Source organism: Tenacibaculum sp. 190524A02b, assembly GCF_964036645.1.
In the GTDB taxonomy this organism is placed as follows: Bacteria; Bacteroidota; Bacteroidia; order Flavobacteriales; family Flavobacteriaceae; genus Polaribacter; species Polaribacter vairaonense.
This window is the reverse complement of record NZ_OZ038525.1, coordinates 4,322,288-4,346,439: the sequence shown is the minus strand read 5'-3', so window position 1 is coordinate 4,346,439 and position 24,152 is coordinate 4,322,288. Positions and strand designations below refer to the sequence as shown.

Genomic DNA, 24,152 nt, shown 5'->3' with positions numbered 1-24,152 from the left:
TTAGAATCTTTTTATAGTTTCTAACTTGTTCTTATTTTATATTATTATGTAACTATGATCTTAAAGCAACTATGGCCGCTATTAAAGTTCCTTGTGTAAGAACAAAGATTAGGATAGAAAAAAATGACCTAAAAATTAAACTTCTTTTCTTGTAGCCATATGTTGAAAAAAATTGGTAGTAAAACCAAAAAGAATATCCAAAAGCTAACAAAGGACTCAATTGGTATGCTATTTTTAAAACAGAAAGATCCTTGTAAAAGATAGCTAACAATATTAACGGCATTGTTAAAAGAATTTCGGCAGATGATTTATAAGTACTTAATATGATATTTTCGGCTAAATTAAGTTTGCTTTTTCTAAAAATTAAAAAGCTTGAAATAGCCATTAATGGCACATTCATAATATAAATTAATCTAGGATATTCTTTCATAAACTTCTCAAAAGAAGTAGCAAATTCTTTACTGCTTTCATTCATAACATCGGCTAACTTTAAATTTGTATAAGTATCTAAAAAGTAAGCTACTGTTATTAGTAATAATAGCAAGTTAAATGCATTAAGGTGCTTTACTCTTTTGCCATTAATGTATTCTCTTATACTATGTCCTGGCCTTGTTAACAGTTCTTTCAAAGTATAAAAAAGGCCTTTATTAATCATAAAAACCCCATTTAAAATTCCTTTATCAAACAAATATTTTAAGGAAAACCTGTGTGTAGATACTTTTTGCCCGCAAATTTGACAAAAGTTTTCTTCTACATCATTATTACAATTTAAACACTTCATCTTTTATAGTTATACTTTTATAGCCGCTTATTCTATATGCAATGGTATTATACCCCCCATACTAAAAACATCTAATTTTTACTTTTAGCTATGCATAAGTGAGCAAAGTAAAGCTAAATTTTAAAACAATCTTTATAAAATTACTTTTTCTCTTTTACTAAGATGCTCCCACAAGGAACCTTATAGTTATTAAGGTTGTAAATTAAATTTTGTTCATGTAATTCAAATCCAGCACGTACAACTCCGTTAATTCCTTGAGTTGCTATTACAACTGAATAGAAAAGAAGTGATCCTTTTGCAGGAATATTTTCTATTAATTTAGAGGAAGTATTCAAATTATGATCTAAAAACAACGCTAAGTTCAATCCATAATCTTTTTGTTTTTCTTTTTCTAGCGTCATTTTTTCTGTTGGTATGTACACTTTAAATTCTGTATTTAGTGCACTAGGAATTACAAATGAATGGTTCAATGCTTCAATTTCTATTGTTATATCTGCTTCCATTTCATTAGATATACGTGTCCAAAACACCAAATAAACATATTCTCTTCCATTAGGTGCTTTGTATTTTTGCCCTCCTTTTGGATAACTATTTTGAATTCTAATGCCTTTATTAACAATATCAGCATACGTAACATCGGTATAAAACTCTTGTCCTACTACAAAACAACTCCATAGAAATAGCACACTATTAATTAGAAATTTCATTTAACTGTGTTTATAACTTACAAATATTCCAATATAAGTAATTTTATCATTTTTTAGATTTAACGTTTTTTAGGGTTTTTGGGTATTGTTTCTCCTTTATACTTCTAGTAATTTAGCCTTACTAATCCCATAGAACATGCGTACTGATTATTACAAAACAAAAGCTTCTGTTGCTGAATATATTGAATTGGCTAAATATGTTTCTGGAAAAGATTTGATTGAAAAATTAAAACCTTTTTTACCTGATACTGCTTCTTTACTTGAAATTGGTTCTGGTCCTGGTACAGATTGGAACTTATTAAATACAACTTACAATGTGGTAGGTTCTGATAATTCCGAAGTTTTTTTAAAGCACTTAACTACCCACAATCCAACAGGTGAGTTTTTATTGCTTGATGCCATTACTTTAGATACTGATAAAAAGTTTGATGGCTTATATGCTAACAAAGTACTTCACCATTTAACCAATGATGAATTACTTGCTTCTATCAAACAGCAAGTAGGGCTACTTAACACCAATGGTGTTATTTGTTTTTCTTTTTGGAAAGGTGAAGGTTCTGAAATGTTTAAAGGAATGTTTGTAAACTACCATACCAAAAATAGTTTATCATCTTTTTTTGAAGCGAATTTTGAAATCCTTTTATTAGAAAGCTATCAAGAATTTGAAGCGGACGATTCTCTTTTATTAATAGCTAAAAAGAAATAATATTACTACCCGTTTGAAAGATTTTAAAACAAAAACCACAACATTTTAAAACGTTGTGGTTTTCAATTATTTCACTTTCTCTTATTATCAAATAGTTAAAGTATACGTTTTATTTTTTTATTACTTTTTTACTCTCAACTTTATGATTTATAATAAACATAACATTATAGGCTCCAGATTTTAAATGAGATAAATTTAATTTTTCAATTCCTTTTAAATCATCTCCTTCATACACAACCTTTCCTTGCATATCTGTAACTCTAATTGAAAACGTATTTTTAGTAGGACTTTTAACAGCCAATGTATTGGTAAAAGGATTCGGATAAACACCTGTTGCTTTTATTTCTTCATCTACCTCTTCAATATCTACATTTGTTTCTATGGCTTCTATAGTATCAACCTCCTCTAAGCTCATTAGTTTTTTTGTTGAAACTATGGTATCTCCTTCAATTAAAACAGTACTTTCTTCTCTAGTTAACTTTTCAGGTTTTAAATAAGAACTACATTTTGGTGTTATAAATGCGGAAAAGTTAGCTCCTTGTTCAACTATAAAGTTTTTACTAAGTGTTATTGAATTGGATGCTGTGGTAACATTAGTATCTCCTGATGCTATTTTCTTATTTCTTAAATTCACATCCTCTAACAATACTTTAAAAACCATACTTACTTTATGTTCATCTGATACAATATCAGGAATACCGCATTCAAAATATTTAGATAACGAATTAGGTAATAATGAGTTTCCTAAATTTAGTTCTATTTTAGGTATGTATTGTTTTAAATCTCCAGCTAAAAGCTTGATTACTTTAACCACTTCTTGTAATGGTCCTGAGTATCCTAATTTTGTTACTGTTGGAATTACATGTAAAGAAAATCCATTTGCATTATCTCTTGACACTTTTATTTCACCTCCAATAGTACCCGTAATAACTCCTGTAGCTTTAAATGCAAATACCCATAAATTTAAATCAACACCACCAGTTAAGTTTAGGTTATTAATATTTATGGTATTGTTAGGTTTTATATCAAACCTCGCATTATTAAGACTTACAAACCATGCGTTTAAACCACGTTTATTGCGGTATTCTCCAAAGTTTATTCCTCTAGCATCATTTATAGCTTTCATTGCATTATTCAAATCAGCTTCTGAAAAAACTATTTTTATATCGTTTTGAGAAAACGTATTAAAAGACACTACCAATAGGACAGTAAAAGCAATTATTCTTAATTTCATACTATTTTTAATTTAATACATTTTTAGGCTGTGTATACCCGTTAAACACTGTTTTATACCCTCTTAAATAAAAAGTATTATTGGTGGTATAAAGAATTTTTAAAATATAGGTTGCATAGGCTATTCTACCACTTATAGGTATGGTTAATCCTCCTTTTTTAGGACAAGTTCCTAAATCTACCCCGTGTCTAATTCTTCTTCCATTTAAGTCATAAAGTCCTAATTCTTTAATATTAACTTGGCAACCCGCTCCTATTTTTACAGACAATCCATTTCTATCAGAAAACAAACCTGCTACTAAATATTCTCTACTTTCTAAATAAGTATTTAATCCTATTTTTAATTTTTGAGGATCAATATCAAAACTTACAGAAAAATAAGGCTCCACTATAGAGATGCTTCTTTCTACCAACCAAGGACTATTCTCTAGTTTTTTAGCTAATTCCATAGGGTATACTTCCAACTCTAAAGAATCCCAAGCATTAATTATCAAGGTTTTTAATACAGGATGGAGTCCTAATGCCTTTACCTTGTGTTTAAAAGCTACAGATACACCTTTTACAGTTAACTCATTTATGCTTGGCACGGAAAAACGTATATCATCTTTAAAACTAATTTCTCCATTAAAAACATTTGAGGCAATGTTAAATCCAAACTCTACTTTAGCTTGGTCATTTAATAAACGAATATTGGGTAAATAAAGATCAATATCATAGGTAACCCCACTTAAACTTCCGTTTATATTACTAGGGAAGCCTGCTCTATTATACTGTTCATTAATAAACATGTTTATAGCACCTTCTGAAACCTCAACGGTAGTACCCGTTCTATTAGATGCTTTTACCTTACTCATACTAATTTGTAGTATACATAAGAGTATCATTAAATAATTTACTTTTTTTATTTTCATATTCTATTTAGTTTTAAAACCTGACGGTTAGTTATTTTCTTTAGAGTTACTCGAATTTCATCATGTTAAAATCCGTGTAAGGTGCTATTATTTTGTGAAATAAATTCTAGAAAGTGATTGTACAAAAAGAAGTCTACTCTATTTTATACTAAAAAATATCTGTTAACTTATTTACACAACTATAAAAGGTGTAGTAACCCCTTATTCAATACCCAATTAAAGCTTTAGGTACTCTTTCTTATATAGCCTTAGGCAACACTAAGTAATACACTTTTAATACTTAGTAATACCTGCGTAAAAGTAGCTAAAATCTAAAAACTGTATGCTTCTTATTTTTATTTTTTACACCCTTTTTACAAGTACAAAATTGCAATTCAACTAGCTTACAATAAATACCATGTTTATGGTATATTTTGATAAATATAACGTTTGGTTTTACTTACCTATCATTACATGATAATCTTTCGGAATTTCAATTCCTTTAAACCCATTTGTTAATCCGTAAATCACTACTATTGAAACTACTATTCCTATAAACACTATAAAATAGGCTTGCTTATTTGGGGTAACCCCTAGTACCTTCTTTTTCATTTTTATACTATGAATTGCAGCAATATGTCCAAAAAACGAAATGATGGCCAATACATAATACGGAATAAAAAATAACAAGAAAGGAAATGTATTTAACCCCGCTACTCCAAAATAAATATTGGTATCTAAATTTAAAACTAATCTTCCTACAAATACAGCTGTAAGATGAAATACAAAGAAAATTGCAAGATATCCTCCACTCCATAGTTGTAACTTTTCTAAAAACGAATTTGCCACTTTTCTCTTTCTAAAAAACAACGTTATTCCTGAAACTATTTGTAGTAAAATAGCACAAACCAATACAAATTCTACTATTATATTTCTATAAAAAACACGTAGTATAGTCATTACTTCTAGATGTTTTTCAACCCCCAAAAGACTAAATAGATGGTTTGATAAATGAAGTAGAATAAAAAGGGTTATTGTTATACCAGATATATAGTGTAGTTGTTTCATCTTTTTAGCTACAAAGATAAAGGCTATAGTACTGGTTTCCCTTGACATAAATCAATTTCACACTTGTAATATCAACATTGTTTTAATGGAAACTGGGTTAGACTACTTCTCTGTATTATAATACCTACGCTGCGAAAAAACAAGGAGGTTTTGAAAACAAATGTACTACTGATTATAAGGAATAAAAAAAGGGGAATTTAAAAAACTCCCCCTTTGACATAACGTTTTAAACCCTTCTAAAAATTTAACAGTTATTGGTTTTGAATACTATCAAAAAACATACCAAAGTCTTAAATAAATTATTAAAAAGAAATAATAAAGAATAGACTATGCTAAATCAAAGTAAACGGGTTCATTATTGTTGCTACTTACTCTTATCCGAAGGGAGGACTATGTAGTTTTGTAGCACTATCGTTTTTTAATCAAAAATCAAATTATTAAAATTCGTTTTTTCTATAATTTCTCTAATGGTTACTACTTTTTTATAGTCAAAAGATTCATCTTGATCATTAAAACAAAAGTTATACTTTATTTCTGCTAGATTTAAACATATTTTTTTGTAGAGATAATCTGAATCTCTCGTAATCAATTTTTTAGACTTCTTCTCTATCATTGTTTTAATTTTCTCTTTTCCATGAATTTTTATAAGACTTAACACCTTTAAAGAATCTGATAATTTAGCCTTTATCCAAACTTCTTCAGAGTCTAAAATCTCAATACACCTTTTATAATCAGATTTTAAATACGCCATTTTACTTTCAAGGTATGCTATTTTACTGAATGCCGAAAGTTTAGCATTGCCACAAAACCCATAATCTTGTCTTTGAGCTCTTTTTAATAACTTTTGAACTTTTTTGAAATCAGGTTTCTCAGTATTTAAAATTGCGTTTGCTTTATTTATTAATCTATAATTTTGTGAAAAACAGTTAAAAAAACTAATCAAAAAAATAAATATTAGGTATCGTCTCATTTCATGTTTTTAATATTGTAAAACAACAATTTACACACAAATCTACTAGATTCCTCTTTAATTTAAAAACTATAAAATGTTTGAATATAAATAATAAATAAACTACTATTTTTAGACCACACTTTAACCTCACTAGTTTTTTAAGTAAGAGTTATTAGAATAAATAAGAGTGTTAATATTCCGATTACTGTTGTATATATTCCAACTTTTTTTGATTTAGTCCATCCAGATAAAGAAATCATAGTTGATAGGGAGAATAACCCAATAAAAAAGGCTATGACTCCAATTATTCGTGGAACTAAAAAGTCATTTTCGGTAACGTTTTTTAAATACCCACCAGGTGTTGTTATCATTGATATCTGCATCATTGCAAAAACTGTGATTAAGAAACATCCTGCAGACAATGTTGCTGATTTTAAAATTCGATTAAATAGCTTGTTGTTTTTATCAGATACTAATAAGTTTGCTACAACTGTAATTGAAAACCCACTTAGTAATGAACTTATCAAAATTGTTTGTTTGGCTAATTCATTCCAATATTCTAAAGTCATTTCCTTTTTTAATTTTTAAAATTTAGAGTTAAAACAGTTAAACTTGTGGCGCTGACTTGACAAATACACAACTAACTTCCAGCATAACACATAGGAATATTTCGTTTACATCTTGCTAGGCATTATTTTCTTCTTCTACTGGGTTTTCTGTTACCTCTTTAATAGAGTTTTCTTGATATTCAGTCATTCCAATATCTCCACCACCTGAGGTTATGAAAAATAAATCGATAAAAATCCCCCAGTATTTACCCCATAAAGTCATTGGTTTCCATTCAACTCTTACAACTTTTCTTTGTTCTAACTCTTTTTCAATGTCAAAAATATTATCCCAATTCTTAATGTGTAATCTTCCAAAAGTCTTGAATTTTAAGCTTCTTTTATTTTTTAGTTCAATTTCAATTTTATGTTTGTCAAATTTTCTTTTTCTTATTGAATACTTCAAATTTGAGTAAGTAATTCTTTTTTTATTTTTTTTAAGGTCAAATACTTCAACTTCAGAATCACCAAAATGTATTTCATTAATTATATATCCAACTTTTTTGAAGTAAAAAACATCAAATAATAAATTAATTATTAAGGGAATTGAAATCAATATTTTTGATATAATATGCCAATCCGAATATTTTATAATAAAAATTAATAATCCTAATCCAATTAGAATATAAATCAACCACTTTAATTTGTCCGATTTATTTTTAGTCGCTTTAAATTTTATCATTTATTCAATAATTCCTAATAACAACATAATAGCAATTACTATTATTTCCTTTGTACACTTACAAATCTACTAGATTTTTAACTAATCAAAAACTATAAAATGTTTGAATATCCATAATGAGTAAGCTACTATTTTTTACACCAAACTTAAACGTTACTGATTTTTAAAACTAGCGGTAGCTATACTAAGGAATAGCGGGGCTATGATTTTATATACAGTATTAGCAGTTTGTTATTTTTATTTTCCGAATATCCTCGATAAAAAACCTTTTTTCTTATTCTTTATAACCCAAACCAATTCGGTTGGATGTCTTTCCGTAAATTGATTCGCACCAAACTTTCCCCAAGCAAAACCATCTTTATTTCTTCCTGCTCGCAAATCAGCGACAGTCCATTCGTCTCCGTTAAATTTATTGAGGAAATCTTTGAATTCAGGATTTCGACTTTCAAATTCGCTTTTGGATGAGCATAGTCTGTTTTCATCCCAAATAGTCATCACTGTTTTATCGTGTATTTCATTCAAGTGACATTTGTCTGGACTTTCGTAAAATTCCAAAAGATGACTTAAATATTCATTTAGGTTTTGTGAATTAACTAAAAATACTGCTGGGTCATGACAAGCAAAAAACACTTTATTAGCTTTTCCGTCTTCGCTCAAATCTAGAATCCAGTGATTTCCAAATCCATCGTGGCCAAGAGTAAGAGAATTTGCAGATAATTCCCAAAATCCGAACTGACCAATGGAATCGAAATAAACCATTTCAGGGCCATAACCGTCCCAGCCTCTGGTTTCTTTTAGTATTTCAATTATTTCACCGTCAATATTTTTACTTGGGAATTGTCCTTTTAGTTGATCAATTTCTGAATCGGTCAATCCGTCTTGAAATTCAAGTTGATATTTTTCTCCATCTTCATCTGTGAAAGTGGATTCTTTGAGTTTCTTAATTATTTCAAGATTTGTCATATAGTTTTTCTCTAATAATCGCTAACGCTTGGGGTATGGTTTGTTTTGGTGTTTTGACTGTCATTTAGCTAATAAAACCAAACTTTAAGTTTAGTAACTACTTTTCTAAATAAACTTATTAGCAAAAATAAACTATACCCTCTTGTTGTGTACCGTTTTTTTCTAATGGCATTGTAAACTAAATTCGATTCTTTCCGATTTTTCATCATAAAAGACATAAATTAGTCCAACATCGCCCCACATTATTCCAGCATTATCTTCAGAATCAATTTGAAATAGAAGTTTCATTGGGTTTCCTTCGTTATTTCTTGGAGTTGATTCTCCTTGAACCCATTTTGGATAACCTCCAAGTTGACTTTGATAGTCTTGTTTTCCAATTAACCTTGTCACAATTTGGTCGTAACTATCCCAAGGTTCATTTTCATTTAATACACACGATAATTTCGATGCATTATTTCCAAACAAATCAATTCCTTCCCAATCAGGTAATGTTTGAGTTGGTTTAAATTCTATTTTGCAAAATTTTGACTTTTCTATTTCTACTGGTTTAACAATTAATTCAGCTTTTCCCTTCTCAACTTGTTTGTATGTTTTTACTAACCAGCCATTATCGTTAGTGTCCCATGGAAATTCCTCCCAATCATAAAAGAACTGTACTAATTCTATACCTTTTGGCAACTCCAATTCAGATGAGTTGAAAACTTGAAAAATGAAGTCCAAATATTTTCCGTTTTTACCTTTTGGCCATTCCTCACCTTTTTCAAAGTAAGGGTTTCCTCCGAAATGAGATTCTAATTGAGAATTTTCAGGAGGTCTTGAAGCTGGTTGAATTTCGAGTTTGGTTGTTTGTCTTATTAATGGTTTAACTAAATCTTCTAAATCAGAAATGGATTTTAAATTCAATTCATTTAGTTCTTTTCGATATTTGTCAAAATGTGATTCAGTTTTTGGTTTATTTTCTTTACCACTAAATAATTTTTTCCAAAAGTTCATTCTTTACGTTCGGTTTTTATATGGTACACAACGTAGGGATAAACACAGTGTGTTTATTCCCATTACACTTACAAAGCTACTAGATTTCCTATTAATTAAAAACTATAAAATGTTTGAATCCCCATAATGAGTAAGCTACTATTTTTTACACCAAACTTAAACGTTACTGATTTTTAAAAACTAGTGATAACAATATTATAGGAAAAAGACGAATTTAATCTAATTTATTACGAAATATAGTGTCATGTTCTAACCCTAAAGAATCTATTTTCTTAATAATTTCACACTTAATAGAATCAATAGGATTGATATTCTTTTTTTTCCACTCCTCATTTACTTTTATTATTGCTTTAGTCCCTTGAAGTAACGCTTCTCCAAACCCCACAGTAACCTTGTAAATAAGGATAGATACCCCTAAACACAATATAAAAAATAGCAATACAAATATTTTAATCCTTTTATTCTTCTGATTCATTCTAAACTTAAAAGTATAACAAAAACAATAATTGTTAAAACACAATTCCAAGGATCAGCAATATTCAACATTAAGTATTTTTTACTCCATAGCTTTTTTAATTTTATTAATTGATTGAGTGTTAATAATGAAATCAAGCTTAAAAAAAGCACCTTAATTAAAGTTCCTATTGAAGTCGTAATAAAATATGGTATACCAAACAGTAAGCCTTCAAAACTTTCTGATAATATATCTAAGCTATCAAATATGGAATCAGATTTTTTCTTAGTTTTCTTCATAACAACCCTCACTATTTAAATTAAATTTCAAAGTAAAACTTGATAACTTCTACTTGTAATTTTAGCTTATAAATATAACAATAATTACTGTTACAGCTTAATACTTACTGGTAGCGTAATACCTTAACTTATTTTTTTACAACAATTTTACGTCACTAGTTTTTAAAACTAGCGGTAATAATACTAGGAAATAATATAAGAGTGTTATATACTAACTTCTTTATTTTAAAACTTTTCTAAAAATTCAAGTTGTTCAATTTCATAGGAAAAGTCATCTTCATAACCCTTAATTTTATTCTTATTTATCTTAATCCTTCTTGTCTCATTTTCTTTTGTTGTAAATACAATGTAATAGTCGGGTATAAATTTCATTGGCCCAACAGGTTTTGCATTTTTTAACACCTCTAAAAGATCTTTAGTCTGTTCTCGGGTTAATACCTTTATATTAGCAAACTTACCTTCTGACTCTTTGTCTAGTCTAGTTAATGCTACTTCTCTAATATCTTCCATTTCGACAGGAAAATTCAATTTCTTGTTTGTACCAACACAAGAAGTTAAGATCAAAACTGTTATCAAAAGAAATATTCTCATTTTTAAGAATTAGTTTTTTTCTTATATACAACAAAAATATAATAGCAATTACTATTATTTCCTTTGTATACTTACAAAGCTACTAGATTTCCTATTAAATAAAAACTAATCACTAACAACTTAATACAGCTTACTTTTGGCTACATTCCTTTTTTAGTTCTTTTTTCTTGGTACACTTGTGCAATGGTTGGGTTTTCTGAACAGGATTTAATTTGCTCTAATACATCACCTGTTTGCACATACCCTGTTTGCAATACTTTAAAATACACACCAGGATAATCCTGTTGCCAAAATTGTTTAACAATTTTCATATCATTAAATCGTACTCCTAACTTCATACAAGGTTGTCTTGGTTTAGTTACCTCAATTACCACTTCTCCTATTTTAAACCTATCGCCCACATGGGTTTTGGATTCATCTAAATCATCCATGGTTAGGTTTTCTCCAAACATTCCGTATTGCCATTCTAAATCTGGATATAAAGCTTTCCAATACTTGTAATGTTTTTCTGAATAGGCATATACTGCTTGGTCTTCTCCTCCATGGTGTTCTCGGTTACAAATAGCATCTCCTTTTACCTCTTGTTCATCTAAAAATACAGGTTGATCTACTGGAAATTTATAGATCCCTGTGGTTACCATTTTTCCTTTCCAATTGATTTCTTTACGTTCTCCAAGGTTAGTGGCTATTATTTTCATGATAGAAGGTTTAAGGTTAATTTTAGTCTTTTAAAAAGTTAGTTAATACATCCGCTATTTTACGGTTATCAGATAATTGTGGGATTTTATTTTGTCCTCCAAACTTCCCAATAGATTTCATATACGCATGGAAACCGCCTTTGGCTACTTTACGTATAATTAATGTACGTAAGATGTTTCCATCAATTAAATCTTTATAATAAATGTTTTGAGCTTGCATAGAGGCATCTATCTTTAATGCCAATGCTTCCAAATCTTCTGGTTCATTTTCAAACTCTATAAACCATTCGTGATACGGCAACCCACTTTCTGGGGTAACTTGTGGTGCTACTGTAAACTCACTTACATTTACATTGGTACCTACAATAGCATCATTCAACGCTTTTTCTACTTCTTTTCCTATAACATGTTCTCCAAAAGCAGAAATAAAATGTTTAATACGTCCTGTTACTTTTATTCTATATGGTTTTAATGAAGTAAACTCTACCGTATCACCAATATTATAGCCCCATAAACCTGCAGTTGTATTTAAAATAATTACATAATTTACACCTAGTTGTACATCTTTTAACGAGATACGTGTAGGGTTTTCATTATAAAATTCATTTGCAGGAATAAACTCATAAAACATTCCTGAGTTTAACTGTAACAGCATTCCTTTTTCCGTTTGTGAATCTTGATAAGCTATAAAACCTTCTGAAGCTGGGTACAGCTCAACATAATCTATTTTTTTACCAATAAGACTTTCAAATTTGTTCTTATAAGGCTCAAAGTTTACGCCTCCATATACAAAGAAATTAAAGTTTGGAAATAGTTCAGAAATTGGTTTCCCTGTTTTTTCTATTAGTTTTTCAAAATACACTTGTACCCATGATGGTATACCACTAATTACCGTCATGTTTTCAGGTAACGTTTCTTCTACTATTTTATCAACCTTAGTATCCCAGTCTTCAATACAATTGGTTTCCCAACTTGGCAATCTATTTTTTAATAAATAGTTAGGTACATAATGCGCTGCTATACCACTTAACCTTCCTAATTTCACTCCATTTTTATCTTCTAATACAGGACTTCCCTGTAAAAAAATCATTTTTCCATCTACAAAGCTTGCATTGTTGGTTTCCGCTATGTAAAACAATAGTGCATTGCGCGCTGCCTTAATATGTGTAGGCATAGATTCCTTAGTTATAGGAATGTATTTTGCACCTGAAGTAGTTCCAGAAGTTTTTGCATAATACAATGGTCTACCTTTCCATAACACATTACTTTCACCTGCCACTACTCTATCTACATACGGACGTAAGCCTTCATAATCTTGTATTGGCACGCGTTTTTTAAAATCTTCGTAATTGTTTATTGAAATAAAATCATGATCCTTACCAAATGCCGTTTTGCATCCTTCCGTTACTAAGTACTGAAATACTTTTTCTTGTGTTTTATGTGGGTTATTTGCCCATTTATACACGCTTTTTTTAACTTGTTTGGCAAATGGTTTTGCTAGTTTTGATTTTATTGACATAGGTATTAAATGCTAGTATTAAGCTTGTGTGTTACTGAAAATCTATATAGTCTGTTGGATTTACAGGATATCCATTACTCCATAATTCAAAGTGTAAATGAGGACCTGTAGATAATTCTCCTGTAGAACCTACATTGGCAATTACTTCTCCAGACTTTACTAACTCTCCTTGTTCTTTTAAAAGTGTTCCGTTGTGTTTATAAACAGATATAAATTGATTGGTATGTTGTAACATAATTACATACCCTGTTTCTGCTGTCCATTCTGCTAAAATAACCGTACCATCTCCCGCTGCTTTAACTGGTGTTCCTGTTTGCGCAACTATATCAACTGCAAAGTGCTTGTTATTCATATCAAACTCTTGTGACATGTTTCCTGTTAACGGGGAAAAGAAAATATTTTTTGCTTTACTTAGCCCTCCTTCAGATAAAGCGTAGCGGTCTTTACTTTCAACTTTTTCTCTAAATAACGAATCTTGCTTGGTAGCTAGCAATGTATTTTCTTCCAAAACAAATCCTACGCCATCATTAATAATAGAATCTATTTTTTCTGGTTTAATTTCTCCTGTTAATACAGGTTTTAAAGCTTTGGTATAACGTTCTAATACCGCTAACTTATTAGTTAATGAATCTGCTTTATAGGTTAAACGTGTTGCTTTTCTTTTTAAGGCTGTTGATGAATACCCTGGTATGTATTCTCTTAATGAAGTAAACGCAATTAACAAGGTTGTTAACGCTATGAGTAAAATGGAAAACAAACCACCATAAACAAACACATTTAGCCTAGATAATTTTAAGGAAAAACGTTCTTGAAATGTATCTTCATTTAAAATTACCAGCCTATACTTGTCTGTTAGCTTTTGTTTTAATTTTTTCTTATTGGTTTTAGCCACAGTAGTAAATAAAATAAGTTTGAAATTCAAATATACAACGAAATTTTAGCAATTAATTTCCTGCCTTTATTTTAGCTTATTATTTCATTCTTTTTAAACTAAAAATTTGTTTTTACTGTTTTTACAACACTAAAAAACCACTTGTAAAGAATTGTTTTCCAAAAACACTTAAAAAACTACAAAACACACATTTAACTATAAAACCTTTATTTTTAAACTTATCTTAGCAATGGAAAACAACCTTATTGAAGGCTTTTTACTTCCTTTAATAGTTTAGTTTTCTCTACCAACTTAATTTTTTATAAAAACTACTTATGGCACCACATATGGTGCTGAACAATACATTAAGCCATTAGCTTTTCCTATTGTCACATATAGTCCCTCACTAAATATAAAAGAACAAAAGTTTTTACTTGATGTTTTATGCTTAATGCATACGAGATGTATAATTAATAAATGACTTGTTATTTTTTAATTTTATATATCAAAATAAGTTAACCAAACCGTTCATATAGGTCTTTGGGGGGAGATCAATATTTACTTTTCAAATCAAGTAAAGAGATAGTCCAGCTCATATTAAGAGCTGGATTATTTTTTATTAATACTAAATTACAGTCCTAATAAGTAGCCTACGGAAAACATAAATGTCCCTGTTGTATTTAAGTTAGATTCACCTTCTAATGGCGATGGAAAGTTTACAATATACCCCGCTTCAAAATCAAAATTATTAAACGAGTATTGTAATGGTAAGGTTACTTGTGTATTTAAGAGCCCAAAATCATCACTTTCAAAATACCTTGTAAATTGCCTTCCTCTAAATGTAAATGTTCTACTTAATTGTATGGTTTGCTGTGCTATAATTAAACGTAATTGTGGACGAAATTTTAAGTGGTGTTTTGAGTTTTTAAACAATGTTATTTGTCCGTAAGTAGAAGAGATTACTTGCCAAGAAGTATCTTCTCCAAATAAAATACTAGTGGTAACATCTGTTCCAAAGGTCTTTTTTTGATTTTCTGCTTCTAAACCGACATTAAATCCATTTTTAAAAGGATTGTTACCTGGATCTGAGAAAAAATAACGATCATACGATACTGACCATTGGTATATTTTTTTAGCATCAAAGTTACCGTTATACCCCACCGTTAGTGATCCGTAATCCCACTTAGGATCAAACTCACTAAAATACATCCCTGAAATACCTGCAAAAATACCATTGGAATGTAAATAGGTTATTTGCGGAGTTAGTGTAAATTGATTTATACCAATATCTCTCCCTGAAAAATATGTTTGATTATTATAATCTAAAGAGAAGTATAATACTTGAATTTTGGAATTGACATCTTGTAATACATCATCCATAATTCCTTCACTCAATAAATTATCTATGATTTCATCTTCTTCATTTAAAATATCAAGTTCATCAGTTTCTTGAGCGTATAAGGTTACACAACTAAACCAAAAAACCATTAATAAATACACGTTTCTCATACAGGTACTTAAAATACAAAAAGTGGTTGAATATTCAACCACTAGTATTTTCAAAATTTAAAATATTTTAATTACGTAATCTTTTTCTCCTATCTTTTACTACATTTTTTCTAATGTCTCTTCTTACATTCTTATTACGTATTCGTTTTTTTAATTGGAGTTTTTGCTTTGGTGTTAGTGTTGACCTAAAATTAGCTTTTGCAGTTTTAACGCTTATTTTATTTGATTTTATAATCTTCTTTTGTGAAAGCGTTAAGGTTTTTTTCAACGCTGATTGTCTTTCTACTTTTGTTAATGCTTTATTTTTTAATATCGCCAATTGATCTGGCGTAAGGCTAGCTTTAAACTCTTCTCTATTCTTTTTAATCAACTCCTTCTGTGCTTTTAAAAGCTCCTTTTGTTGTTGAGAAAGATTTAAAGCTTCTATAGATTCTTGTGCTACTATATGTTGCACTCCTAATAAGAATGTTAGTATAGCTAATATGTTTTTTAATGTTTTCATCTTTCTACTTTTAATACTTCCTTCTTCTTTTTAGACCTCATTTTCTTAAAAAAGTTTTATTGTTATTCTAAAAAAACTTCTTCTGTTAATAATTCATCATTTACATAAGCATCTAAAAGAGCATCTGCTTCCGAATCTTCTTCTATTAAAGAGGCTATTAAAATATCTCCTTCTACTATGGCATCACTTTTTTCAAACGGATTGAATACCGCTAAAGTGAATAGTAATGCTACTACAGCTACAGTAGACCATATATAAAATATTTTAGATAAATTAATTACTTTACCTTTCTTTTCTTCTGCTATGGTTTGCGCTAATATAGATTGTTTTGACTTTGCAAAATAATCTTCTGGCACCTTTAACCCTAAATCTGTTGTATGTTTTTTTTCTAAATTCACGTCTAGTGTTTTTCGATGGTTAAAGTTATCATTTTGTTTACTCATAACAAACTATGCTTTAATTTTTTCTATATAGGCTACGGTGGTTATGTTTTTTTCAATATGCCTTACAGCAGCATAGTAATGGGTCTTTATGGTATTTTCGCTTATTTCAAGCAATTCTGCTATTTCTCTAAACTTTAAATTATCATAGTACTTCATTTGAAATGTTCTTTTCTGATTTTCTGGCAACATATTTAAAACTTCTTGTAATTTTATTTGTGCTTCATCTCCATCAAAGTAAGTATCTCCTTTTAAATTCCCTAAAAACTGATCATTTACCTCTTGTAATGAAGAAAAACTTTTCTTTTTTTCTTTTTCTAGAAATCTAATTGATTCATTATATGCTATTTTATACATCCAAGTATGTAAAGAGCTGTCTTGCTTAAAATTTACTAAACTTTTATACACTCTAATAAACGTGTTCTGTAAAACATCATCTGCATTTTCATGCGTCCCAACTATTTTTCTAATATGCCAATACAAACGTTCTTGGTACAACTCTAACAATTTAGCAAAAGCTTTTTCCCTATATTTTTTACTTGTTAGTTCTTGTATAAAAATAGCTTCGTTCATAATAACTAATTGGGGATGTTTTATAGTTAGACCTTAATAGAGTAAAAAAGTTTTAAATATTTTTTTTACAGACATTTAATTTACAGTATAGAAACTAAAAAAACCAGTATTACACCGGTTTTTTTAGTTGCATATATGTCCCGTCCTAAAATAGCGTTACAACTAAAAGTTATTTTATGGATTCTAGGAAATCAGATTATGTAAAGCGAACCCAAAAGGATTATAGTTTGTCCTTTAAACTACAAGTTGTTCAAGAGATTGAGCAAGGATTATTAACCAGAACTCAAGCGATTGATAAATATGGTATTCAAGCAAGATCTACGATTCGTACTTGGTTAAAAAAATATGGTAAATTTGATTACGATTTTAGTATAAATCAAACCATGTCAAAAACACCTGAACAGCGTATTTTAGAATTAGAGCAACAAGTCAAGCTTTTAGAAAAGCAAAAAGCACGTGCTGAATATTTAGCAGAGCTTGCTGATAAAAAAGTCATCATTTTTGATATGATGATTGATATTGCTGAAGAAGAATTTAATATTCCAATCAGAAAAAGCACGTACCCGAGTTATCAAAAAATATAGTCAAGAAGCCAAAGAAAGCATAACAGCTACCTGTGATTTACTCGGGGTGAATAGGCAGGTATATTATAGAGCTATTCATTCATATAAAGAGAAACAAAAGCTTAGTAAAAAGGTTATTGATTTAGTAAATACTATCCGTATATCAATGCCGAGAATAGGTACAAGGAAATTATTTTATCTTTTAAAATCTGAATTAAAAGCAATTGGTGTTGGTCGTGATAAGTTGTTTAAAATATTAAAAGCTAATAATTTATTAATTCTACCAAGAAAAAAATATCATATAACTACAAATTCTCATCATAGATTTAGAAAACATGTAAATCAACTTAAAAATATAGAATTTGTAAGACCTGAACAAGTATGGGTGAGTGATATTACTTACATTGGAAAGAGAGAAAACCCATGTTATTTAGCGCTAATTACTGATGCTTACTCTAAAAAAATAATGGGGTATGATGTCTCTAATAGTTTAAATGTAGCAGGTTCTTTAAGAGCCCTAGATATGGCAATCTCTAATAGAAATTATAATAAAGAACCTATTATTCATCATTCAGATAGAGGGTTACAATATTGCTCTAATGAATATCAAAAAATGTTAAGTATCAATAATATCAAACCTAGCATGACTGAAAAATATGACCCTTATGAAAATGCTATAGCTGAAAGAATCAATGGGATTCTTAAACAAGAATTTGCAATTGATAAATACGACGTTTCTATACAAATTAAAAAGAAGTTAATTAAAAATGCAATCAATATTTACAATCAAATAAGACCTCATTTATCAAATTCAATGTTAACTCCTAATCAAATGCACCAACAAAAAAAAGTCAAAAGAAAAAGATACAAAAAACTAAAGGTAGCAATTTAAAAATTACTACCTTTAATATATTAATTATTGTAACGAGTATTCAGGACGTCACAATATTTATTTCTTACGCTTTCTGTCTCTTAAAGTAATTTCTTTTGAGTTACCACTTGCATCTGTTAAAGTTGCCAAATTATCACATGTCCCATCTCCAAAATCTAAGGTATACGTACTTGCATCTTTTGTTAATTCAATAACGCCACTAACAATATATTTACAAGCATACTCTCTACGTAAATTAGTAGTTATTACCGCTTTTTTAATTTTCCCTTCTTTATTTACAGATTCCCAGTTACCAGATATTGAATATACATCATCTCCTCTTGTATCTGTATCAGCCCCTTCTATCTTTTCTTTTACTTTCTGTCCTTTTTTAGTAATTACTTCTCCTGTTGTTAAAGTAATAGTAATATCTACCATGTGTGTTTTTTCAGGATTCCCACTAGCATTTTCTTTTACTTTTGAAATTGACTTAGTTCCTTCTACACTATTTCCTGCTGCTGTAAAATTCTCAAAAGTTACTGTTTTAGAAAATCCATCACCAGTTCTCACATATTCAATAATTATTTTTCCTGTTAACACTCTTCCTCTTTTTGATTCGCACCCATCTCCAAAATCTAAGGTTACAATCTTTCCCGTGGTAGTTTCTTCAATGGATCTTACCACACATCCTGGGTGGCTATTAGGTGGTGTAACTCCCTTTGCTGATGCTTTGCTAAAATCGGCATCATCATCATCTAAAATATTATCAATATCATCAGAAATATCATCTGCTAAAACTACATTTAATACTTCGTCTTCTGGGATTTCAGTAAGTGTTTCTGGTAACACATCTGCATCACTATTTTGACAAGATGCTGCTATTAATAATAATCCAAAAACAAATAGGTAACGTAAATTCTTTTGTACAATTCTTAAAGCCATAATACTAATTTTTAATGTTAATTAGTTCTTTGACCTTAAGAGTTCTAAAAAGTTTTAAAAAAAGTTTATTTTTTATAAAAATTCATATCGTCAATGTACTTCCAAACCTCATGAGATAATAGTGGACGTACTGATTTTCCTGACTTTATTGAATTTCGAACCATAGTTGAAGAAATTTGCACAATTGGAGCTTCTACTCTATGAATTTTTGCATGATCTGTAAATTGTGTCTCTATTTTTCCTTCAGAAATTCTTGGATATACATACACGTTATAGTCTTCCAAAATAGCCTCATAGTTTCTCCATTTATGAAATCCTTTTAAATTATCTTCTCCCATGATGATACTAAAGGAATAGTTAGGGTACTTTTCAGAAATATGTGCTAAAGTATTAATGGTATAATTAGGTTGGGGCAATTTAAATTCAATATCTGAAGGTTGTATTTTTTCATACTCCTTTGTTGCTAAGTACACCATTTCTAATCTATGATGATTATCTAACAACGTACTTTTCTTTTTAAAAGGATTATGCGGAGTAACAACCATCCATATTTCATCTAAGTCAGAATTTTCTACCATATGATTGGCTATAATTAAATGACCTATGTGAATTGGATTAAAGGTTCCAAAATACAATCCTATCTTTTTATTCATAACTTTTACTCCTCTTCTTTACTTTTTGTTAATCCTAAAAAGTTATCTACTAGTTCTTCTGCTTCTTTTAAAGCTACTTCTAAATCGTAATTTTTTATCGTAGTATCAAACATAGGTGCAGTTGCTAACTCAATAGGAGCTTTTGCTATTCTAGCGGCTATTTTCTCTTCACTTTCTTCACCTCTCTTCTTTAAACGCTTAAGCAATTCATTAATATCTGGTGGTTTTACAAATACCGCTAGAGTTTCTTCTGGGAATTTTTCTTTAATTCGTAAACCTCCACGTACATCAATATCAAAAATAACATGTTTTCCTTGTGCCCAAATACGTTCAACTTCTGTTTTTAAAGTTCCATAAAAGTTATTCATATATACTTCTTCCCACTCTAAAAACTCCTCATTTCTTATTTTTTCTTTAAAATCTTTTACTGAAATAAAGTAATAATCCTCTCCATCTTTTTCATTACTTCTAGGATCTCTTGAGGTTGCTGAAATTGAAAATTTTAAATTAAATCGTTCTTGTTTTAATAAATGACGAACAATTGTTGTTTTCCCTGAACCTGATGGTGCTGAAAATACAAATAGTTTTCCTTTAAAATCTTTCGCCATTTTATAATACGTTTAAAATTTGTTCTTTTATTTTTTCTAACTCGTCTTTCATTTGAATGACTAATTTTTGCATTGGCGCAAAATTAGCTTTTGAGCCCGTAGTGTTTATTTCTCTTCCAATTTCTTGTACTATAAAACCTAATTTTTTACCGTTAGAATCTGGAGTTGCTAATTGCTCTAAGAAATATTCTAAGTGATTTGCTAAACGAACTTTTTCTTCATTAATATCTAACTTCTCTAAATAATAGATTAACTCTTGCTCAAATCTATTTTCATCTACTTCTACCTTTAATTCGGTTAACGCTTTTTGTAGTCGTTCTTTTACATGTACTATTCGCTCTGAATCTAATGTTTTAATTTCTTCCAGTAGCGCTTTTATATTAGTAATACGCTGTTTAAAATCTATTTCTAATGACTTTGCTTCGTCTACTCTATATGCTACAATCTCTTTAACAGCAACCTCTATATGTGATTCTATTTGTGCCCACTCTTCTGCATCTAATTCTTCTCTCTCTACCTTTAACGCATCTGGCATTTTGATAGCCATGTTTAAAAGCTCAATATCTTCACTGTTTCCAGACTGCACTATGTTTCTTAACTGATCCATATAGTCTTTTACCACTGCTTTGTTTACAGTAGTAGAGGTTTCATCTCCTGTTATTTCTACATAAATTGAAAAGTCTACTTTACCTCTCACCAAGTTTTGAGCTAATTTTTTTCTTACATGCAACTCTTTTTCTTTGTAATAAGACGGAATGCGTGTGTTTAAGTCTAAATTCTTACTATTCAATGATTTTACCTCAATTGTAACCTTTTTAGTAGGGAGTTGTAATACGGATTTTCCGTATCCGGTCATAGACTGTATCATAATTTCAATTTAATGAGGTGCAAAGATACATTTATTTATTGGTTGGCTTAGCTTGTTGACTTACTAAAAAAACACCTATAAAGATTAATGATGTTGCTATTATTTTTACAGAATTAATTTGATCACTACCCACCCATAAAGCATATATTGATGCAATTACAGGTTGTAAGTATATGAACACACTTACTGTAGTGGGTTTTAGTTTTGATAAACCATACAAATTACACATGTAGGTTACACATGTAGTAAACAACACAACAAAACCTGCTTTTAAATATATAGTTGTTGGCATTACTTGCCATTGTATTTCTGAAAACTCAGTAATTCCAAAAGGAAAAACTAACACAAGACCAAATAAATACAGCCACTTTACAAAAACTATTGGATGGTATTTTTTTATCAGCTCTTTAGCTATTACTAAATAAAAAGCATAGGATGCTGCATTGATAAACACTAAAAAATTACCTAATGCTCTTCCTTCATTACCTGTGATATTAGTATTTCCATACACAATTAATACCACAGCTCCTATAAGCCCTATAATTACACCAATGATTTTTTTTGCATACAATCGTTCTTTTAGATATATACTAGCAAATACCAATACTAGTATGGGGGAAGTAACCATCATTACAGAAGCACTTATGGGAGTAGTATAACTTAATCCTTTAAAAAATGTAAGCATGTTAAAAGCGACTCCAAAAAAAGCTGCTGCGAGAATTTTTTTATAATCCGATTTCTCTATAGAATTTGCTTTAACAAATAATCCTATTAACCAAAATACAATTGCCGCTCCGCCTACTCTTAATAAAATAAAGCCATAAGGTTTTATATAAGTTGGCATTACTTCTTTAGCTACCGTAAAAGTAACCCCATATATAACTGCCGTAATAAAAACAGCTATTAAAGCCAACAATCTTTGATTCATAAAACACTAAATTTTGAAGGCAAAGATGCGTATTATTATCTTTTTATTTTGTCATACTTATGAAATAATAAAATGTCATATATAATTTGGTATTAATTTTAAGTTGACCATACAAAAAAAGCATTGCAGGTTTGCAACGCTTTTAAATTTTAGTTTTATACCTCATAACAACAACTTAAGATTTAGTTTCCAACATTGCTATTTTGAGATAATTTTGACTAGTCCACTAATGGTGGAATTCTTAATACTTGTCCTGGATAAATTTTATCTGGATGTGATAACATTGGCTTATTAGCTTCAAAGATTACCGGATATTTCATAGCATCTCCGTAAAAAGACTTTGCTATTTTACCAAGTGTATCTCCACTTACTACTGTATGAAACTGTGCCATTTCTTCTTCTTTAATCTCCTCTACTTCAGCAACAGTCATGTTATCTTCTACAGAAGCAATACCTTCTGTATTCCCCACAACTAAAACTACTTTTTCCTTAGTAGCTAAATCTGTTGCTTCTCCATTTACAGTTGCTTTATCATCATCAATATCAATTGACAAATCGGCTACTGATAATTCTAAAGCATTTACAGCATCTACTAATTTGGCAGCTTTTTCTGCAGCTTCTTCTTCTGTTGTTTTTCCTATTCCGAAAACTTTTGCTCCGGCATTTTTAATAAATGAAAAAATTCCCATTCTTTTAATTTTTTGTTGATTAATATTTATTTGTTGTTTGACTAATATACAATATTTATACCATTTTGTATTACTCTTCTACAGAAAACACCTCTACAACACAATAAACAACTATTAACAAACATATTACCTAAAAAACATTTAAAAAAGTCTCGTTATAATTTAAAACATATATTCAACACCAATCGTTAATCCTGATGTATTAACACTTCCTAAGTTAAAATTGTTATACCCTGCAACAATAGCTATTTTTTTCAGATGATATTTTGCATTTGCTTTAAACCTTTGAACACTACTATTATTTATAAAGCTATGTTTCCAAGAAAAATGAAAACTAACAGGACGAAAAGGATAAATTTCTGTTCCTATATTATAAGCAAACCCAAGTTTATTAACTTCATTCCCTATATAGGTTCCTCCCAAACCCCACCAAAGTGAGACATATTTTTCCCTTATTCTATAATAGTTTAACATAAGTGAACTAATATCTAAATAGTCTTTTTTATCGTTTACTTTTTCATTAAACCTTATATGAGAAGCTTCTATTCCTATTAAAGGCACAAACTTATAGCTCCCATATACTTCAAAACCTTTTATTAAATTATTAAAGTAATTCACTCCTATTTTAACATTACTTCTTTTTGTTTTTTCATTCAATGTTTTGGTATATTCTCCATAGTCATAATACGGGTACGGGGTTAACTCTCTCCATTCTGCTTTTCCTGCAACAATACCCAAAGTAGCAGAATAGGCAACTTTAGCTACAAAGCTTTGAAAAGATTCTGAATCATTATCATTTACCCTTGAATTAGAAATAGTACTTGAACTTGCATTTGAACTTGACTCAACCGTAGGCTTAGTAATAGTTGTTTTTGTTGAAAGTTCTTTTTTTGCTTTTTCTAATTTCCCTTGGGCAAATACAGTACACGACAGTAATAAAAATAAGATCATAATTTGTTTCATAACTTTTGTTTTTAGTCTTGCGTGTAGCTAC

General features: G+C 29.4%; 30 protein-coding genes. 3 read left to right on the top strand and 27 right to left on the bottom strand.

Annotation, left to right across the window (positions count from 1 at the left end; genetic code table 11):
* Window positions 1-52: 52 nt before the first annotated feature.
* Complete coding sequence (locus tag ABNT65_RS17600; RefSeq protein ID WP_348746471.1) at window positions 53-781, bottom strand: DUF3667 domain-containing protein; 729 nt, start codon at window positions 779-781, stop codon at window positions 53-55.
* 140 nt (window positions 782-921) lie between these two features.
* On the bottom strand, window positions 922-1,488 hold the full coding sequence (locus ABNT65_RS17595) for a hypothetical protein (RefSeq protein ID WP_348746470.1): 567 nt from the start codon (window positions 1,486-1,488) through the stop codon (window positions 922-924).
* 136 nt (window positions 1,489-1,624) lie between these two features.
* On the opposite strand from ABNT65_RS17595, the gene ABNT65_RS17590 reads away from it, so the two are divergent.
* Complete coding sequence (locus ABNT65_RS17590; protein WP_348746469.1) at window positions 1,625-2,194, top strand: class I SAM-dependent methyltransferase; 570 nt, start codon at window positions 1,625-1,627, stop codon at window positions 2,192-2,194.
* A 109-nt stretch (window positions 2,195-2,303) separates the two neighbouring features.
* On the opposite strand, the gene ABNT65_RS17585 is transcribed toward ABNT65_RS17590, so the two are convergent.
* The 18 genes from ABNT65_RS17585 to ABNT65_RS17500 all read right to left on the bottom strand — a co-directional run bounded on the left by ABNT65_RS17585 (window position 2,304) and on the right by ABNT65_RS17500 (window position 17,036).
* Window positions 2,304-3,428, bottom strand: coding sequence for a T9SS type A sorting domain-containing protein (locus ABNT65_RS17585; protein ID WP_348746468.1), 1,125 nt, complete (start codon window positions 3,426-3,428; stop codon window positions 2,304-2,306).
* A gap of 7 nt (window positions 3,429-3,435) precedes the next feature.
* A complete protein-coding gene (locus tag ABNT65_RS17580; RefSeq protein WP_348746467.1) occupies window positions 3,436-4,338 on the bottom strand; it encodes a hypothetical protein in 903 nt (300 codons plus the stop codon).
* A 435-nt stretch (window positions 4,339-4,773) separates the two neighbouring features.
* A complete protein-coding gene (locus ABNT65_RS17575) occupies window positions 4,774-5,385 on the bottom strand; it encodes a hypothetical protein (RefSeq protein WP_348738500.1) in 612 nt (203 codons plus the stop codon).
* A 418-nt stretch (window positions 5,386-5,803) separates the two neighbouring features.
* The gene (locus tag ABNT65_RS17570; RefSeq protein WP_348746466.1) at window positions 5,804-6,355 is read right to left on the bottom strand and encodes a hypothetical protein; all 552 of its coding nucleotides are present in this window, start codon (window positions 6,353-6,355) and stop codon (window positions 5,804-5,806) included.
* A 140-nt stretch (window positions 6,356-6,495) separates the two neighbouring features.
* Window positions 6,496-6,906 carry a hypothetical protein gene (locus ABNT65_RS17565; RefSeq protein ID WP_348746465.1) on the bottom strand — a complete coding sequence of 137 codons (411 nt, stop codon included), beginning with the start codon at window positions 6,904-6,906 and terminating at the stop codon, window positions 6,496-6,498.
* 115 nt (window positions 6,907-7,021) lie between these two features.
* Window positions 7,022-7,624: a hypothetical protein gene (locus ABNT65_RS17560; protein ID WP_348746464.1), complete on the bottom strand. Its 603-nt coding sequence runs from the start codon at window positions 7,622-7,624 to the stop codon at window positions 7,022-7,024.
* Between the two features lie 237 nt (window positions 7,625-7,861).
* Window positions 7,862-8,587, bottom strand: coding sequence for an SMI1/KNR4 family protein (locus tag ABNT65_RS17555; protein WP_348746463.1), 726 nt, complete (start codon window positions 8,585-8,587; stop codon window positions 7,862-7,864).
* A 162-nt stretch (window positions 8,588-8,749) separates the two neighbouring features.
* Window positions 8,750-9,580 (bottom strand): YwqG family protein, encoded by an 831-nt coding sequence (locus ABNT65_RS17550; protein ID WP_348746462.1) that lies wholly within the window; start codon window positions 9,578-9,580, stop codon window positions 8,750-8,752.
* Between the two features lie 214 nt (window positions 9,581-9,794).
* Entirely contained in the window at window positions 9,795-10,019 is a 225-nt protein-coding gene (locus ABNT65_RS17545; RefSeq protein WP_348746461.1) for a hypothetical protein, read from the bottom strand.
* Between the two features lie 32 nt (window positions 10,020-10,051).
* The gene (locus tag ABNT65_RS17540) at window positions 10,052-10,333 is read right to left on the bottom strand and encodes a hypothetical protein (RefSeq protein WP_348738508.1); all 282 of its coding nucleotides are present in this window, start codon (window positions 10,331-10,333) and stop codon (window positions 10,052-10,054) included.
* A 225-nt stretch (window positions 10,334-10,558) separates the two neighbouring features.
* Complete coding sequence (locus tag ABNT65_RS17535) at window positions 10,559-10,924, bottom strand: hypothetical protein (protein ID WP_348738510.1); 366 nt, start codon at window positions 10,922-10,924, stop codon at window positions 10,559-10,561.
* 140 nt (window positions 10,925-11,064) lie between these two features.
* Window positions 11,065-11,622, bottom strand: coding sequence for an MOSC domain-containing protein (locus ABNT65_RS17530; protein ID WP_348738511.1), 558 nt, complete (start codon window positions 11,620-11,622; stop codon window positions 11,065-11,067).
* 22 nt (window positions 11,623-11,644) lie between these two features.
* Entirely contained in the window at window positions 11,645-13,141 is a 1,497-nt protein-coding gene (locus ABNT65_RS17525) for a GH3 auxin-responsive promoter family protein (RefSeq protein ID WP_348746460.1), read from the bottom strand.
* 31 nt (window positions 13,142-13,172) lie between these two features.
* Window positions 13,173-14,063 carry a M23 family metallopeptidase gene (locus tag ABNT65_RS17520; RefSeq protein ID WP_348746459.1) on the bottom strand — a complete coding sequence of 297 codons (891 nt, stop codon included), beginning with the start codon at window positions 14,061-14,063 and terminating at the stop codon, window positions 13,173-13,175.
* 579 nt (window positions 14,064-14,642) lie between these two features.
* A complete protein-coding gene (locus ABNT65_RS17515) occupies window positions 14,643-15,521 on the bottom strand; it encodes a hypothetical protein (protein ID WP_348746458.1) in 879 nt (292 codons plus the stop codon).
* A gap of 67 nt (window positions 15,522-15,588) precedes the next feature.
* The gene (locus tag ABNT65_RS17510) at window positions 15,589-16,023 is read right to left on the bottom strand and encodes a hypothetical protein (protein WP_348702824.1); all 435 of its coding nucleotides are present in this window, start codon (window positions 16,021-16,023) and stop codon (window positions 15,589-15,591) included.
* A gap of 62 nt (window positions 16,024-16,085) precedes the next feature.
* Entirely contained in the window at window positions 16,086-16,466 is a 381-nt protein-coding gene (locus tag ABNT65_RS17505; protein ID WP_348746457.1) for a hypothetical protein, read from the bottom strand.
* A 6-nt stretch (window positions 16,467-16,472) separates the two neighbouring features.
* The gene (locus ABNT65_RS17500) at window positions 16,473-17,036 is read right to left on the bottom strand and encodes an RNA polymerase sigma factor (RefSeq protein ID WP_348746456.1); all 564 of its coding nucleotides are present in this window, start codon (window positions 17,034-17,036) and stop codon (window positions 16,473-16,475) included.
* 176 nt (window positions 17,037-17,212) lie between these two features.
* Between ABNT65_RS17500 and ABNT65_RS17495 the strand changes: the two genes are divergently transcribed.
* Window positions 17,213-17,620 carry a helix-turn-helix domain-containing protein gene (locus tag ABNT65_RS17495; RefSeq protein ID WP_348745824.1) on the top strand — a complete coding sequence of 136 codons (408 nt, stop codon included), beginning with the start codon at window positions 17,213-17,215 and terminating at the stop codon, window positions 17,618-17,620.
* Window positions 17,556-18,491, top strand: coding sequence for an IS3 family transposase (locus tag ABNT65_RS17490; RefSeq protein WP_348746455.1), 936 nt, complete (start codon window positions 17,556-17,558; stop codon window positions 18,489-18,491). The genes ABNT65_RS17495 and ABNT65_RS17490 overlap by 65 nt, the downstream gene beginning before the upstream one ends.
* A gap of 57 nt (window positions 18,492-18,548) precedes the next feature.
* Here ABNT65_RS17490 and ABNT65_RS17485 read toward each other — a convergent pair whose 3' ends face one another.
* From ABNT65_RS17485 to ABNT65_RS17455, 7 genes are all read right to left on the bottom strand, one after another.
* Window positions 18,549-19,412: a hypothetical protein gene (locus tag ABNT65_RS17485; RefSeq protein WP_348702821.1), complete on the bottom strand. Its 864-nt coding sequence runs from the start codon at window positions 19,410-19,412 to the stop codon at window positions 18,549-18,551.
* A 65-nt stretch (window positions 19,413-19,477) separates the two neighbouring features.
* Window positions 19,478-20,065, bottom strand: a complete 588-nt coding sequence (gene nadD / locus ABNT65_RS17480; RefSeq protein ID WP_348702820.1) for a nicotinate (nicotinamide) nucleotide adenylyltransferase — start codon at window positions 20,063-20,065, stop codon at window positions 19,478-19,480.
* 5 nt (window positions 20,066-20,070) lie between these two features.
* Window positions 20,071-20,673 carry a guanylate kinase gene (gmk, locus tag ABNT65_RS17475; RefSeq protein ID WP_348738517.1) on the bottom strand — a complete coding sequence of 201 codons (603 nt, stop codon included), beginning with the start codon at window positions 20,671-20,673 and terminating at the stop codon, window positions 20,071-20,073.
* A gap of 1 nt (window position 20,674) precedes the next feature.
* Complete coding sequence (locus tag ABNT65_RS17470; protein WP_348746454.1) at window positions 20,675-21,529, bottom strand: YicC family protein; 855 nt, start codon at window positions 21,527-21,529, stop codon at window positions 20,675-20,677.
* 43 nt (window positions 21,530-21,572) lie between these two features.
* Window positions 21,573-22,469: a DMT family transporter gene (locus ABNT65_RS17465; RefSeq protein ID WP_348746453.1), complete on the bottom strand. Its 897-nt coding sequence runs from the start codon at window positions 22,467-22,469 to the stop codon at window positions 21,573-21,575.
* A gap of 218 nt (window positions 22,470-22,687) precedes the next feature.
* Window positions 22,688-23,158 (bottom strand): peptidoglycan-binding protein LysM, encoded by a 471-nt coding sequence (gene lysM / locus ABNT65_RS17460; RefSeq protein ID WP_348702816.1) that lies wholly within the window; start codon window positions 23,156-23,158, stop codon window positions 22,688-22,690.
* A 162-nt stretch (window positions 23,159-23,320) separates the two neighbouring features.
* On the bottom strand, window positions 23,321-24,121 hold the full coding sequence (locus ABNT65_RS17455) for a hypothetical protein (RefSeq protein ID WP_348746452.1): 801 nt from the start codon (window positions 24,119-24,121) through the stop codon (window positions 23,321-23,323).
* Window positions 24,122-24,152: the final 31 nt, after the last annotated feature.

Excerpts from the sequence above, each read along its gene's own strand:
- ABNT65_RS17600 (WP_348746471.1), bottom strand. The coding sequence starts at position 781 with ATGAAGTGTTTAAATTGTAATAATGATGTAGAAGAAAACTTTTGTCAA.
- ABNT65_RS17595 (WP_348746470.1), bottom strand. The coding sequence starts at position 1,488 with ATGAAATTTCTAATTAATAGTGTGCTATTTCTATGGAGTTGTTTTGTA.
- ABNT65_RS17590 (WP_348746469.1), top strand. The coding sequence starts at position 1,625 with ATGCGTACTGATTATTACAAAACAAAAGCTTCTGTTGCTGAATATATT.
- ABNT65_RS17585 (WP_348746468.1), bottom strand. The coding sequence starts at position 3,428 with ATGAAATTAAGAATAATTGCTTTTACTGTCCTATTGGTAGTGTCTTTT.
- ABNT65_RS17580 (WP_348746467.1), bottom strand. The coding sequence starts at position 4,338 with ATGAAAATAAAAAAAGTAAATTATTTAATGATACTCTTATGTATACTA.
- ABNT65_RS17575 (WP_348738500.1), bottom strand. The coding sequence starts at position 5,385 with ATGAAACAACTACACTATATATCTGGTATAACAATAACCCTTTTTATT.
- ABNT65_RS17570 (WP_348746466.1), bottom strand. The coding sequence starts at position 6,355 with ATGAGACGATACCTAATATTTATTTTTTTGATTAGTTTTTTTAACTGT.
- ABNT65_RS17565 (WP_348746465.1), bottom strand. The coding sequence starts at position 6,906 with ATGACTTTAGAATATTGGAATGAATTAGCCAAACAAACAATTTTGATA.
- ABNT65_RS17560 (WP_348746464.1), bottom strand. The coding sequence starts at position 7,624 with ATGATAAAATTTAAAGCGACTAAAAATAAATCGGACAAATTAAAGTGG.
- ABNT65_RS17555 (WP_348746463.1), bottom strand. The coding sequence starts at position 8,587 with ATGACAAATCTTGAAATAATTAAGAAACTCAAAGAATCCACTTTCACA.
- ABNT65_RS17550 (WP_348746462.1), bottom strand. The coding sequence starts at position 9,580 with ATGAACTTTTGGAAAAAATTATTTAGTGGTAAAGAAAATAAACCAAAA.
- ABNT65_RS17540 (WP_348738508.1), bottom strand. The coding sequence starts at position 10,333 with ATGAAGAAAACTAAGAAAAAATCTGATTCCATATTTGATAGCTTAGAT.
- ABNT65_RS17535 (WP_348738510.1), bottom strand. The coding sequence starts at position 10,924 with ATGAGAATATTTCTTTTGATAACAGTTTTGATCTTAACTTCTTGTGTT.
- ABNT65_RS17530 (WP_348738511.1), bottom strand. The coding sequence starts at position 11,622 with ATGAAAATAATAGCCACTAACCTTGGAGAACGTAAAGAAATCAATTGG.
- ABNT65_RS17525 (WP_348746460.1), bottom strand. The coding sequence starts at position 13,141 with ATGTCAATAAAATCAAAACTAGCAAAACCATTTGCCAAACAAGTTAAA.
- ABNT65_RS17515 (WP_348746458.1), bottom strand. The coding sequence starts at position 15,521 with ATGAGAAACGTGTATTTATTAATGGTTTTTTGGTTTAGTTGTGTAACC.
- ABNT65_RS17510 (WP_348702824.1), bottom strand. The coding sequence starts at position 16,023 with ATGAAAACATTAAAAAACATATTAGCTATACTAACATTCTTATTAGGA.
- ABNT65_RS17505 (WP_348746457.1), bottom strand. The coding sequence starts at position 16,466 with ATGAGTAAACAAAATGATAACTTTAACCATCGAAAAACACTAGACGTG.
- ABNT65_RS17500 (WP_348746456.1), bottom strand. The coding sequence starts at position 17,036 with ATGAACGAAGCTATTTTTATACAAGAACTAACAAGTAAAAAATATAGG.
- ABNT65_RS17495 (WP_348745824.1), top strand. The coding sequence starts at position 17,213 with ATGGATTCTAGGAAATCAGATTATGTAAAGCGAACCCAAAAGGATTAT.
- ABNT65_RS17485 (WP_348702821.1), bottom strand. The coding sequence starts at position 19,412 with ATGGCTTTAAGAATTGTACAAAAGAATTTACGTTACCTATTTGTTTTT.
- nadD (WP_348702820.1), bottom strand. The coding sequence starts at position 20,065 with ATGAATAAAAAGATAGGATTGTATTTTGGAACCTTTAATCCAATTCAC.
- gmk (WP_348738517.1), bottom strand. The coding sequence starts at position 20,673 with ATGGCGAAAGATTTTAAAGGAAAACTATTTGTATTTTCAGCACCATCA.
- ABNT65_RS17470 (WP_348746454.1), bottom strand. The coding sequence starts at position 21,529 with ATGACCGGATACGGAAAATCCGTATTACAACTCCCTACTAAAAAGGTT.
- ABNT65_RS17465 (WP_348746453.1), bottom strand. The coding sequence starts at position 22,469 with ATGAATCAAAGATTGTTGGCTTTAATAGCTGTTTTTATTACGGCAGTT.
- lysM (WP_348702816.1), bottom strand. The coding sequence starts at position 23,158 with ATGGGAATTTTTTCATTTATTAAAAATGCCGGAGCAAAAGTTTTCGGA.
- ABNT65_RS17455 (WP_348746452.1), bottom strand. The coding sequence starts at position 24,121 with ATGAAACAAATTATGATCTTATTTTTATTACTGTCGTGTACTGTATTT.